Below are 11,685 nucleotides of genomic sequence, written 5' to 3'. Positions count from 1 at the left end.
CGTGCCCCTAAACCTCAGTTCAGCGCAAATGAAAGCCCGCGGAAAGGAACGCTCACCATTGGCGCTTGGCCATCCAGCTCAAACGAGTCTTCGAAATTCGGGTTCATCACATGGACTGTCGGCTCTGCGTCATCCATACGTACCAGACACATCACCCGCTCTGCGTCCGTTTGTGGACATCGGCCAGTCACATAGACCTCGTGCTCAGCCACGTATGCGCAGATGCGGCTTCGGTACCGATCCGCTCCGAACTGCCCCTTGCGAGGTTTGAGCGCAACTAACGCGCCAGAGACGTTCATCGAAAGGTCGTGTTGAACCTCGAACATGAGGTCCCCTACCTGTGCTTGACCTTCTGTGCTCCAGACATCTCCGTCGAATGAAAACGTTGCTTCCCCTGACTCACCCATTTCCGTTTCTGATTCCAGCATCCGCTTGAACTGCTCCAACGCTCGAGCGCGGAATTCGTCGGGGTCGACATGGGTAGGCAGGCTGACGTTCAGCATTCCATTCAGATTGACGGGGATTGAAACGGTTTGGTTGGACTCTTTTAAATGCACGTTCATGAGGTACCCTCGAGATAGTTGCTTGAGTATCCGGTTTCTAGGGCGTGCCACTATCGCGAAGCATGGAAAAGGGGCAGTAGCGGTCCACTATTAGGGAATTAGTAACAGGAGTTTCTTGTCGTGATTGACGTCCCATCGAACGTAATCTGGATTGTCGGCCTGGTAATGCTGGTATGCGCACTGGCGTTCCTCTGGAACAACAGAATGAGCAATCATGTTGCGTCCGTAGTTCGCCTAGAGAATGAGCCTCACCAGCAGATCGTCGAGACTGTAATCGACCCTCATCGTTACAAGGCGGTGCCAGGTCTGACACCAGCCGCGCCGGCCGTTACGATTGAAAACGATGAGGAACCTGCAGGGATCTGCCAAGCAGAGGAATCGGTGCTCAATCAGGACCAAGCAGTGCAGGATGATTTTCCTGATAACGAGGACGCCCAGCGGATGCTGAATCTCGCCTGGCTGCTCGAGGTCCATGGGGACTTTGAAGGCAGAGATGAATTCTCTAGGATGGTAATTGAGTCCACCGAAGCGTCACCGCGTCAGCGCGATCGTGCCCAAGCCTTGTTGCGCAATGACAGCATCGCCTGAAACCCTAGCGCGTCCCGAAATGCCTGAAAGTCCCCAGCCGCGTGGCCCATCATCATCTGTTCGTCTTCGTCAAAGTGCCTCCCGGCCGTGCCACTTCGCCATAGGCAAGCACTCTCTACCACGGAAACCAGTGTCGCGTTGATCACGTGACAGCTTTTGAGAGTTGCTTGGCATCGAGCCTCGATGAGCTTCACATTCGAGGTGCAGGCTCGAATCGTGAAGTGAACCTCACCATCGCTCCGGACATCAGCGCCGATAAAGACGCCCAACACACCACGGACTTCTACTTCCGCGCCAACAACTGGTGGACGTATCACAGGTCACCCCACATTTCGAGAAGCACGCCGGCAAATTCTGAGTCCCGGATCTTACCGATGGCTTGGATTTCGAGCTGGCGAACACGCTCTTTTGACAACTTCATGAGCTCGGCCATCTCCGCCAACGTCTTTTCATGGACATCACCAATCCCATATCGATTGACGAGGACAAACAGCTCACGGTCGTCGAGCACGCTCCCCAGTGTTTCCTTCACGTAGTCTCGAGTGCTGTCCTCCTCGACATCGCTAACGAAATCGTTGTTTGTATCAGCAAGCATTTCATGGAGCCCGTCGACTTCGTTGCTGCCGCCTTCCTGAAACGAAGAGTCGATCGAGGTCGGTTTGCCCACCAAATGGATCAGGTTTCGAACCTCGTCGGTCTTCAGGTTCGTTGCCTCGACCAAGGCGTCAATCGACGCATTGGGAGTCTCACGCAACGCGTCCTTCAAATCGCGCATGTGCTTGTGCATCCCCTCAGGGAGACGAACCATCTCCTGGTCGGCTAGGTCTCGGTGAATCGACACCCGCAACCAGGTGATGGCCATGGTCGAAAAGCGGAAGCCTTTCTCTGGAGCGAAGCGATACACCGCGCGAGCCAGTCCCATGTTCGCCGCAGAGCGCACGACGTCCAGGTCCGAGAACCGGTAATGATTTACCTGCTGCTCCACCAACCGCACGTTAGCCCCAGCGAAGATCCCAGCACACTTCTCAATGTCACGATCAACGCGCATAAAGATTGACCAGGCCGCAAGAATTTCGGCGGCCGGCGCTTCACCAGTTGATGCCGCCTCCAAGATTGCTTTCTGACGCTGCGTGATGCCCAGACGGAGTTTTTTCATCGCCGCCGGCGGGAATAACTTCAGTTCATAGCCCCCGGAAAGCAGGAGGGCTGGAATGAGCTTAGGGGACGTCCAGTTGCCTGAGATGATCCCTTCGGCCTTTGCCCGAGGAATTCGGACCTCTTCGCAGATGAACTTGAGCAGGTCTCGGCACCGCATACTCAACTCTTTGCAGTTGACCCGGAATTGCTCTGCAGCGCGGTTGAGAATGAAGTCGTATGGCAGGACTTCGGACAGCTTCTGACGCAGCTCCTCGCGCACAACAGAGGAAAACAGCGTGTCGTCCATCCCGTTGGCGGAGTAGCTACGCAGTTCCGAGATCAGGGTTTGAATGGTGTTGAGTTTGCGACGCACTAGAGCGGCATATTGCTCGTGAGATTTTTCACGGGCAGCCTTCTCAGCTTTTTTGGACGGGTAGTGCGCCTCTGGCAACGATCCCACTCGCAGCCACGCACCCTCGTGAAAAATAACTGCCACAGCTTTGTCGACTTTGTCCTTTGCACCCATAGCATCCCAAATGGCATCGACCATCGATGCCACGATGCTGGTGTCGACGGCCAATGCGCGCACGAGGTCAAGCTGACCCATCATGATCCGGAAACCCAGATCCTGTTCATTCTGAGCTGTCAGCAGCCCCTTGGGCCCGTCAAGGGTCGGTAGGGGTGGTGTCACGGTAGGCATAAAGAAGCTTTTGCTGTGGCGCGCTGCTGGCGCGCCCTCAGGTGGTGTCGTGATTTGGATCGCTACATTGCTCATCGTTGTTCCCCTACCCTGGCCTTAAAGGCGCGCTGGCATCAATACAAAACTTGTTGATGCAGAGTTTCGTCCTCTCAAGAGCGTGCCACTACCACTTGAGTTGAAAAACAGGTCGCATTCCTTATCGCCCAATGACCGAATGATTTCATTGGTAAACACCCCGTTAAACCCGATCTCAAGCGGTTCAGCGTGGTAGTCGCAAGGCAGCACATCGTTCGCGACATCCTCAACCCCGCCACCCACCGATTGAACTGAGATGGCATCGGAAGTAATCGTCATGCGAACAAGGGGCATGGTGCCTTCGGACAGCAAAGTCACTCGGGCAATGGCGCCTGCGAGATCGTCGCGGGTTACCCGGGCGACATCGCCCTTTGCCGCCGAATCGACCAAACGACGGTAGTCAGGATATTTCCCGTCGATGAGTTTGGTATGCAGCACACCACCATCCCGAGTGAAACGAGCCATGCTGCCGGAAGTCGAGATAAGCACCGGACCAGAGCCGACAAACTGACAGACGTCTTCAATGCAAGTGCTCGGAAGAATGAAGTGCTGCATTGGGGCACCTTCAACAGGAACATCGATCACGCCCATGCGGTAGCCATCGGATGCTGCAAGAGTCATTGTTCCGTCACGGAACTCGAAAAAAATGCCGTTTAGAAACGAGCGACAGTCACTGCGCGCTGCGCAGAATCCAATTTGGCGGATTGAGGCGCTGAGTGTTTCGCCCGGGATCAACAGATCACCTTTGCTCTGATCGGCGGTAAACTCCATAACGGGAAACTGCTCAGCTGGGAGCGTGGCCAGCGTGAAACGCGAGCGCCCGGACGCGATGACAACTTTCGTCTCAGCCAACTGAATGCTGACGGCAGCATCCTTGGGCAGTGCGCCGATAACTGAGTCGAACTTCTGCGCCGGAACACAGATACGGAAAGCTTCTCCAACTAAGGAATACAAATCCGGTGCGATCGCCAACGTCATTTGCTTGTGCCCGTTGTGGGCAGAAAACCTAAGCTGGGAGGAGTCAACCTCCAACAGCAAGTGACCGAAAACGTCAGTTGATTTGCGATCCGGCACCCGGCAGACAGTCTTTAGGTAGTGGGCAAGGTCGGAAGACTTGATTGAGATTTTCATGGGGGCTCACTCAGTAAGGAATACGCCATGATCCCTGAAGCCCCGCGTGCCGGAAGCCGGTCACCTGATCAAATAATGATCAAACCGCTAGAAGTGCTTACCGACCTGTCGTCGTGCGACTTACCCACCGAGTTATAAACAATTTATGTGTATAACTTACATAGCCTCAATCAGGATTTTGCTAAACGCCCGTGTTGCATCCCCACTCTCGACCCTGAACGAAGACTTCTGTGCAAAACGCGCCATGTCGCTCGTCACCCGGCTGGAGTAATCAGCCTGCCCGGAGCGGTCATAAAGAATGGCCAGCTGTACGTAAGCTTCCAGGCGCATGGAGTCACTGGAGAAAGCGAAGAAATCCTGGGGGGGAGGGTATTCACCTTTCGAGGCCTTGATCACTAACTCGAACAAGACGCCCATGTCCTTCGCGTTCAATCCTGGCACTTTTTGAGATGCGCGTTGCAGGAAGGCATTGGCATCTTGGACGTGGCCCGTCGTCGCGTAGCTAATTGCAATTTGGGCAACGCGCATTGTGTTGTTCTTGCGGCCAGCATAGAACTCAAGCAACCCATCCTGAAGAGCCTTAGCGCGCTCCAAGTCGCCAACCGACAAAAGCGTGAGAAGCCTCTGTTGAAGTGCGTCCATGTAGGCGGGCTTGTCTTCATCGTTCAATGAGTTCAGCGAGCGGCCAATTGCTTTCTCATCGTCAGAGCGGGCAGCAAGGGCGGCGATGTGCTGCAAGGCAAATAGGCGCGCCGAACGATCCTGAACCTTCGCCGCGTCGTCCAATGCTGCGGTAAACCGTTTCTCCCGGGCTGCACCAATTGCGTTGCCGGCGGCGACGTAGGAAGTGTCTGGGATACGGCACATCACTTTGTCGATCTCGTCCCGAAGCCGCACAAGCGTAACCGGGTCAGTGATGCCAGCGCCTGCGACCAAAGCTGTAGTAATGCGCATCGATTCATCGCGCCCCGTGCCAGGCTTTTCGACCTCGACGCTCTTGGCAATTAGTTCGCCAATACAGGACTTGTCCGCGTGGGTAAAACAAATAGCCTTAGGCGGGGCCGATACCCATTCCGGATCCGACGCACAACCTCCAAGGCATAGCGTGGCAATGAGCAAAACCTGAGTGGAGTTCATTTAGGCATCCAAGGCAAAACGATGCGCTACCTTGCCCTGAGCAGCGGCCATAACGAGCAGATCATTTGCGAGAGCGGAATCGGACGTCTCGTTCTTGCTGACCGTGAAGACATGGGTACCTTTGTCCAGCAGCGCCGTAGCACAAGCTTGGACGCCAGCGGCGATGTCAAATGTCCTCACAGGGATGTACCTGCTTTGGGCGTAGCGGTGAACGAGCTCCGCAACCCCAGCTTCGTTAGAAACACAAACTTCGTCCGGCTGGCGAATCTGGAACAGGTGGTCGAATGTGTCAAATATGGCTTCATTATCAATGGTCAGATCACCGGCGATGACTACTCGCCGAAGTTCACCACCGGTCTCCAGGGAAGTAGTGAGCCGCTGGTAAATGTCTGCCGCCACCTCATCAAGCAACGCAATGCCAGTGCTGCAGCCGGGCTGCAGGAGGGCGTCTCGAAGTTCGACCTGGTGTTGAACCAACTGCATCCACATCCCAGCACGAATCAGAGCGAACCGGACGTCCGCCCAGTCACCGCGAACGAGGGATGGATGGATCACACCGGTCTCAAGCAGAAAGTCATCCGGATCGGACTGGCCCAGCAAGAACAGCCGGGAGGACTCGTCCACACCCCTGAACTTCTCAGATTCGATGAAATGCATGAGGGAGTAGCAACATTCGCCTTCAGGGCATTCCGCCGATCGGTACGCACTGAATGGCAAGATTGCGTATGGGTCGAAGTTAGGTGTCGTCGATGATTCCATGGTTCATCCGATATTGCGGGTCAAGCGTTCGTGCAGCTGAACAAGTCCCACTGCCGCAGTAGTATCTAAAGCACTATCTTGGGCCTGTTTTATCTGCTCTGCCAGCCAAAACGGTCCGTTAGAATCCACTGGGAATCTTGACCTGGAATACGACGCACAGTCTTCCCTCTGATCAGACGTCAAGTACTGCGGTGCTACGCGTCCGACTAAACGAATGACCAAATCCTTGAATCGTCCGTCCGACGCTTTGCTAGCTACGACAAGCCAATCGCTCTCGGGAGAACGGTGAAGCTCCTCCATAAGCACCAAATCCTGCTTCGAAAAATCGCCCGCCCACATCCTGTGGTAGATATCCGAGGGCTGGGACGCCAGCTCAAGTACAGGGTTCTCCTTCAGTCTTGCAGGTAGGTAAGTCGCCTGACGCAATCGAGAAATGTTCGCCTTAACCGCTCGAATATCCACCAGGAGCCTTGATGCGTCCTGCCCGCGGAGCACCCCCAGTGGGGCACAAAACGGAAATTTGTTGAGCGAAATCCTAACCAATGGTTTGGTCACTTCCCTTGGGTGCGTGCGAACCAGGTCTTGGTAAGACTCGGTCGCGGGATCGCACAGCTGCGTAAGGTCGCACTCCAGGTCGGCCACGAAAAGAATATCCGGGTAGGTAATATCCACCCCTACTGGGAGACCCAGAATAAACCCTCTTTGCCCGAGGATCGTCTGGTGACAGAGGAGGCTGGGCGTAGCGCTCTCAAGGTCGCTCACTTCACCCCGATCCAATCCAAGCGCACTCTTGATAGTTTCGATGGAGGACAGCTTGGCTGCGTACTCCACCAACTTGGGGCAAGCCGTGTGCAATTCCATCAGCACCTCACGTATCCGCGAGGCCCGGTTCCCGCCCACAATTTTCGTATCCCACATGAGGAAGTGATGGAGCGCCGAGCCCGTAGTTGGGGCTGGAGCGTCTTTCCACGGGAAGTCCTCTGGGCGCAGTAAGTATACCGCGCGCATGATCGTATCCACGTCGAGGGAACGGGCGTTCGCTGGCAGTCCCACACACGGGTAGGGGAGAAGGTTGCGGTAGAGTGAGTATCGTATGAAGGGATCGGCGTGCGCTGTGTTACCCAAGCCGACGTGCAAGCACTGAGGAATTGAAAAGTGACTGTGAGCGTGGCGCGCCCAGTCGAGTTCAGGCACCCCCTCCATTAGATCAAGGGCGGCCAGATCGGACTCGGCGGCTGTCTCTAGGTCGACGTGGACGTCATCACGCAACTGGATGGCCATCTTCAATACCTGGGGCGCGCCGACTTCTTCGCAAAGCACAGAGTCGTAGCGTACGACTTGTCCCTCGGCTGGGTTCTTACCAGCGGTGACGGCAGTGTAGAAATGTATCGCGGCAGACATATACGCTCCTCTATTCCATTAATAGTGGATGGCTCGTGCCCCAATTCGAGCGCTCTGCTCTGGGAGAATGGAGAAAATGCGGGAGTGTTTTGGGGTGCCGCACAATTTTCCGGCGGTATACTCGGGACAGCACCCACCTGAAGTGAACGATCCGTGGCCCAAACTCTAACGGCACAAAAAGCAGTCCTTGAAGGGGACAAGCTGGTGATGCTTGTGAAACGCCAGAAGGTCCACTTGGCTATGGCCCGCCCAATGCCGAAGCTAAAGGCGCGCCTGATTCTTTGTGGATTGCCGGTCGACGATGGTGAGGTGACTGGGGAAGTGGATCACGACGATTTTGCCGTGCTTCAGGATTTTACGATTTGCCCTGTGTGTTCAGGCACTTTCGCCGCCGAACTTCGTGACGGATTGCTGTCTCGGGTTCGCGCCACGCAACTCGCCAGCGAGCCGCCACCCTGCCAAGAGCGGCGTACATTCGAGGCGAATCAGCTCTCGCTGTTCTGACAGGGGAATGGCTGTGTCATCTGCTCCCCGGACTCCAAACTCACCGTGATCCAATTACGCTCGGTGGATCCTTTTCGGATTAACTCCCACAGAATGTTCATAGCCGCCGTGGCTACCGTGCGGTTGATTAGGCAATCCTGCGCGGCAATCGATTCAGCAGCAGAGCATGACTTCGTTGTGTTGTCTGCCATCCCAGCGATTTCTGGGTAAAGATCGAGTACGTTCGGGTACCGGCTCCGCGTGGCTTTGCCCAGCCCGCCAAAAACCACTTGGCCGTGCCGATGCCCGTTCCCCATGTCCAGCCACATTGCAGTGGGTTTCAGCTTGCCCTTGTAGTCGGCCACTGCCATCCGGGCAGAATTCACATCGACGCACGATATGATGAGGTCAGCGTCGGCCAACGCAAACGTGGTTTCCTCGCAGGGGAAGCGGTGCGGCAATCCAATCCATTGCAGTCCCAGGTTCAGGTTGTAACGGTTGGCTAGCACGATGCTTTTAAATCCGCCCATATCGCACGGCCAGAAACGCTGACGGACCAGATTCGATTCCCGAACAACTGCATCATCAATGATTGTGACTGCCAGCCCATGTGGGTGGCCGAGGCTTCGGATCGCACAATGCAACATCGACAAGCAGTCGACCACTTCGCTACCGTTGCCTCCGGCTCCTAAAACAACAATTCGAATCGCACTGGCGGTCCAATGAGTCGGGACAACATAGCGCGTTGGCACCTGCAGATTCGTCACTGAGGCGCTCATTTTTCACCGCCTTGTTCAAGCGCCGCTTTAAGGTCCATCTGCTTTGCCTTGGAAGGCGCGGGCATCAACTCAGTGACTGGAAATGCCTTGGCACCGGTTTCCTCAAGATGCTTATAAAATTCGATCACCTGCTCATATCCGACCGGCGTCTTCAGCACCTTGGCGGCTCCTGTATGCGTGTTTGTGCAGCGAAGTACAAATTGCTCCCACCCTTGGATGCTGGAAAGGGAGTTGTCCTTGGGAACCACGCAGTTGCCAGTGCAGAACGAACCACTTTCGTACATGTTCCCCAGCGGAGCAAAGAACAGTTTGGTGTCTGGAGTAGGGCGCGCTTTGCCCTTGTAGGCATAGCAGCGCAGTTTTCCGTGGGTCGCGATAAAGATCAGCCCCGGAATCGGCGCGGTATGCGTCACCCCTTTGAACAGCACGTCGATTACTTGAGGCGGGTTGTACCAGACCAGTACTCGTCGAGATTTGACGAGAATCCGGGTGTCGATGAATTCGATGTCTGCGTCGACATTGAGCAACAGATCGATCAGTGACTCTTTGTCCTCCTCGGAGAATGCACGCCCGGCACCCAGTGTGAATTGACCTTCAACGGGGGACTTGATGACCTCGTGGGTCGTGAAATCCAAGCGCTGGGTCTTCGTGTGGTGAAACGCTAGTAGAGCTCGTGCAGTGACATCGGAATTGAGCATTTCACGCTACCTCTAGTGAGAGTTGGATTAGCCGTAGCAGCGCTAGGCATTGATTAGTCCGCTCTAGTATCGGCTGTGTAACGCGTGCCACCAGCGCACTGTTGGCCAGTGGCAACACGGCGCTCGGTTGCCCGCACTCATCCATATCGGCATTGAAGCCTTCAAGCGCGCTGTCGTGCAGCACCTCGTGGCGCTCGTCAGCTAACACCCAAATACAGTCGAAAAATCTGTCCGGGCTATTTTCAAATCCAAATTGTTCGGCATCCTCGGGGTTGCACGATGCAATTAACCCGCTGACCCCAACGTGGTTAGGTGCCCGGTCAATACAAGCCTTCAGTGCTTCGCACAGGGCCTCGGCCAAGCGGGAGTGCTCTGAACCGGCGCGAATTAATTCCTGTGCCTGGGAAAGCAATTCAGTCATTTCGAGGAGGCGCATGGCATCAGAGATCTCCTCGCCGTAAGTCAGTCGGTAGCTGAAGTTCCGCTCAACGTCGGCCATCTCAAACAGCAGTGCAGCTGAGCGCTCCAAGACGTCTTCATCACCTTCACTTTCAGCCAACTCCATGCCCAGCCAGCCAAGTTCATCTGGGTTTTCTTGTGCCAGCAAGAATTCGGCAATCTCCTCGCGGCTCATCCCTTCGATATCGTCCTGAACAGACTCGTAGGTTTCCGAAACGCCATGGGCGTATTGGCCCCAGCACCCTAATGCGCTGGCCGGGGTGTGGAACGGGACGAGATAGTGCGACATGGCGTCAAGCGTTTTCGTGAGCAAAATGTGCATCTCAAGGAACCCATCTGTAACCTCAGGCCAGTCCAAGTAGAAGCAATTACGCTCGTTGGCGAGCATGTAGATGTTGGTCCCGTTAATCTCCGTCTCAAAGGGCGTGTGGCAATGCACTACGCCATGATCGGTATTGCGGCTTTGGCGTTGTGCGTCAGGCCAAAGCGCATCTACCGCGTTTGTGACTGCCGTAAGCAGGTCATAGCCGCAGTCACTTCCGAGTGCGATAAGCGGCGCAAGATCAGAATCACGCAGTAATCCTGCCTCTGTAACCGCGACCGCCAGACCGGCAGCGTAGGACACCTCGGTGAACTGGCGCTCCAGATTACGAACAAGCCGAGGCGCATCTGCTAAGGCGTCTGCGGTCGTAAACACCACGCGGGACTGAACTTTGCGAACCACCTCACCCGTCACCAGATGCAGGCCGTAGCCATTCGGGTAGTTAGTTAGGTGGCGCAAGTCAGAATCGTGCGCCAAACCTCCCTTAATCGCTTCCAAGCAAAACACGCTATGCCCTTGGTGATCGACCAAATAGCCAAAATCACGCATGAACATTTCAGCAATACCGCTCTGCACGGCAGCGCTAACACGTGGGATAGTCTGCGCTGTTAGCGCGGGACGACCGTACTGGAGAGGACTCCAGGTTTGCTTGAACTGCTCAAGAGGCTCCACAGACGCACCTGCTGGCTGCGCTCAAGGCAGCATTCGTTTAGTTGGGTGGGTGTAGCAGGGGCGGCTGAACCAGCCGCCCATGCCTTCAGTTGGTCTAATGGGTTATCCCCGGTCGCCGAAGCTGGCTTGTCGGAACTCATAGATTTGCGAATCTCCCTCGTTGATTGGGTCAACCACCTTCCCGCCGTTCAGGCGTGGGAACTGGCGGGCGTAGTGCTTGAGCACGTCTTGTGGTTGCATGCTCGGATCAGGGTCTGGAAGGTCACGACCCGAAAAGCGGAACAAACGTGTCAGAGTCAAAATTGCTACGGCCATAGATCCCCCTTAAAACGCTGTGCGTGAATTGACTGGCGGGATTGCGGGCGTTGCCGCTGGTTCATCATCTGACGGCTCGTCCTCGTCTTCATCGACAGGGTTCACGGTTGTGCTGGCCGCAGCGCCGACTGGTTTTGCCTTGGCTTCTGCAATAGCAGCACCCGCTAAACGCTCGATCTCATCCAGCGCGCTCAGGCCACGGCCCACCACCTGCGCTTTCTGTGCGATCAGCTTCCCGAACGCTTCTTCGATCTCAGCAGGGGCACCGGCAATAATCATCGGCTTGGAGATAGCTGCGCGAAGCTGAACGATTGCATCGGAAGCGTTATCAGGGGTGGTACCGATGTTCGGGGTGTAGATCAGTTTGATTTCCCCGTTAGGCAGACCTTGGACTTCAACTGTCGCACTCATGCCCGGGATCAGGACCGCGCTGATGGCTTGCAGAAATGTTTGATGGCTCATGATT

General features: G+C 55.5%; 13 protein-coding genes. 2 read left to right on the top strand and 11 right to left on the bottom strand.

Features of this window, described 5'->3' with window-relative positions; all coding sequences use genetic code 11:
• Nucleotides 1-14 precede the first annotated feature (14 nt).
• Entirely contained in the window at nt 15-563 is a 549-nt protein-coding gene (locus tag L9059_RS00360; RefSeq protein WP_247285560.1) for a hypothetical protein, read from the bottom strand.
• 120 nt (nt 564-683) lie between these two features.
• Here L9059_RS00360 and L9059_RS00355 point away from each other — a divergent pair, with 120 nt between their 5' ends.
• The gene (locus L9059_RS00355; RefSeq protein ID WP_247285558.1) at nt 684-1,151 is read left to right on the top strand and encodes a hypothetical protein; all 468 of its coding nucleotides are present in this window, start codon (nt 684-686) and stop codon (nt 1,149-1,151) included.
• 313 nt (nt 1,152-1,464) lie between these two features.
• Here L9059_RS00355 and L9059_RS00350 read toward each other — a convergent pair whose 3' ends face one another.
• The 5 genes from L9059_RS00350 to L9059_RS00330 all read right to left on the bottom strand — a co-directional run bounded on the left by L9059_RS00350 (nt 1,465) and on the right by L9059_RS00330 (nt 7,491).
• Nucleotides 1,465-3,063 (bottom strand): sigma-70 family RNA polymerase sigma factor, encoded by a 1,599-nt coding sequence (locus L9059_RS00350; RefSeq protein ID WP_247285556.1) that lies wholly within the window; start codon nt 3,061-3,063, stop codon nt 1,465-1,467.
• Nucleotides 3,064-3,084: 21 nt separating this feature from the next.
• The gene (gene dnaN, locus L9059_RS00345) at nt 3,085-4,194 is read right to left on the bottom strand and encodes a DNA polymerase III subunit beta (RefSeq protein WP_247285554.1); all 1,110 of its coding nucleotides are present in this window, start codon (nt 4,192-4,194) and stop codon (nt 3,085-3,087) included.
• A gap of 156 nt (nt 4,195-4,350) precedes the next feature.
• Nucleotides 4,351-5,331, bottom strand: a complete 981-nt coding sequence (locus L9059_RS00340; RefSeq protein WP_247285552.1) for a hypothetical protein — start codon at nt 5,329-5,331, stop codon at nt 4,351-4,353.
• A complete protein-coding gene (locus L9059_RS00335; protein ID WP_247285550.1) occupies nt 5,332-6,090 on the bottom strand; it encodes an NADAR family protein in 759 nt (252 codons plus the stop codon).
• Nucleotides 6,091-6,093: 3 nt separating this feature from the next.
• The gene (locus L9059_RS00330; RefSeq protein ID WP_247285548.1) at nt 6,094-7,491 is read right to left on the bottom strand and encodes a hypothetical protein; all 1,398 of its coding nucleotides are present in this window, start codon (nt 7,489-7,491) and stop codon (nt 6,094-6,096) included.
• A gap of 153 nt (nt 7,492-7,644) precedes the next feature.
• Here L9059_RS00330 and L9059_RS00325 point away from each other — a divergent pair, with 153 nt between their 5' ends.
• Nucleotides 7,645-7,995, top strand: a complete 351-nt coding sequence (locus tag L9059_RS00325) for a hypothetical protein (protein ID WP_247285538.1) — start codon at nt 7,645-7,647, stop codon at nt 7,993-7,995.
• Here L9059_RS00325 and L9059_RS00320 read toward each other — a convergent pair.
• The 5 genes from L9059_RS00320 to L9059_RS00300 form a co-directional block, all read right to left on the bottom strand.
• Complete coding sequence (locus tag L9059_RS00320; protein WP_247285536.1) at nt 7,977-8,753, bottom strand: PRTRC system ThiF family protein; 777 nt, start codon at nt 8,751-8,753, stop codon at nt 7,977-7,979. The two genes, L9059_RS00325 and L9059_RS00320, sit on opposite strands and share 19 nt — an antisense overlap.
• Nucleotides 8,750-9,451 (bottom strand): PRTRC system protein B, encoded by a 702-nt coding sequence (locus L9059_RS00315; protein ID WP_247285528.1) that lies wholly within the window; start codon nt 9,449-9,451, stop codon nt 8,750-8,752. The genes L9059_RS00320 and L9059_RS00315 overlap by 4 nt, the downstream gene beginning before the upstream one ends.
• A gap of 1 nt (nt 9,452) precedes the next feature.
• A complete protein-coding gene (locus L9059_RS00310) occupies nt 9,453-10,787 on the bottom strand; it encodes a hypothetical protein (RefSeq protein ID WP_247285526.1) in 1,335 nt (444 codons plus the stop codon).
• A gap of 219 nt (nt 10,788-11,006) precedes the next feature.
• Nucleotides 11,007-11,219 carry a PRTRC system protein C gene (locus L9059_RS00305; protein ID WP_247285524.1) on the bottom strand — a complete coding sequence of 71 codons (213 nt, stop codon included), beginning with the start codon at nt 11,217-11,219 and terminating at the stop codon, nt 11,007-11,009.
• A 9-nt stretch (nt 11,220-11,228) separates the two neighbouring features.
• The gene (locus L9059_RS00300; protein ID WP_247285522.1) at nt 11,229-11,681 is read right to left on the bottom strand and encodes a PRTRC system protein E; all 453 of its coding nucleotides are present in this window, start codon (nt 11,679-11,681) and stop codon (nt 11,229-11,231) included.
• Nucleotides 11,682-11,685: the final 4 nt, after the last annotated feature.

The organism is Pseudomonas violetae, assembly GCF_023072615.1.
Classification (GTDB): domain Bacteria; phylum Pseudomonadota; class Gammaproteobacteria; order Pseudomonadales; family Pseudomonadaceae; genus Aquipseudomonas; species Aquipseudomonas violetae.
This window is presented reverse-complemented; position numbering and strand designations above follow the sequence as displayed.

Bases quoted from the DNA above. Each gene is read 5' to 3' on its own strand.
- L9059_RS00300 (WP_247285522.1), bottom strand. From the start codon at position 11,681: ATGAGCCATCAAACATTTCTGCAAGCCATCAGCGCGGTCCTGATCCCG.
- L9059_RS00310 (WP_247285526.1), bottom strand. From the start codon at position 10,787: ATGTTCATGCGTGATTTTGGCTATTTGGTCGATCACCAAGGGCATAGC.
- L9059_RS00330 (WP_247285548.1), bottom strand. From the start codon at position 7,491: ATGTCTGCCGCGATACATTTCTACACTGCCGTCACCGCTGGTAAGAAC.
- L9059_RS00340 (WP_247285552.1), bottom strand. From the start codon at position 5,331: ATGAACTCCACTCAGGTTTTGCTCATTGCCACGCTATGCCTTGGAGGT.
- L9059_RS00360 (WP_247285560.1), bottom strand. From the start codon at position 563: ATGAACGTGCATTTAAAAGAGTCCAACCAAACCGTTTCAATCCCCGTC.
- L9059_RS00320 (WP_247285536.1), bottom strand. From the start codon at position 8,753: ATGAGCGCCTCAGTGACGAATCTGCAGGTGCCAACGCGCTATGTTGTC.
- dnaN (WP_247285554.1), bottom strand. From the start codon at position 4,194: ATGAAAATCTCAATCAAGTCTTCCGACCTTGCCCACTACCTAAAGACT.
- L9059_RS00315 (WP_247285528.1), bottom strand. From the start codon at position 9,451: ATGCTCAATTCCGATGTCACTGCACGAGCTCTACTAGCGTTTCACCAC.
- L9059_RS00335 (WP_247285550.1), bottom strand. From the start codon at position 6,090: ATGGAATCATCGACGACACCTAACTTCGACCCATACGCAATCTTGCCA.
- L9059_RS00350 (WP_247285556.1), bottom strand. From the start codon at position 3,063: ATGAGCAATGTAGCGATCCAAATCACGACACCACCTGAGGGCGCGCCA.
- L9059_RS00305 (WP_247285524.1), bottom strand. From the start codon at position 11,219: ATGGCCGTAGCAATTTTGACTCTGACACGTTTGTTCCGCTTTTCGGGT.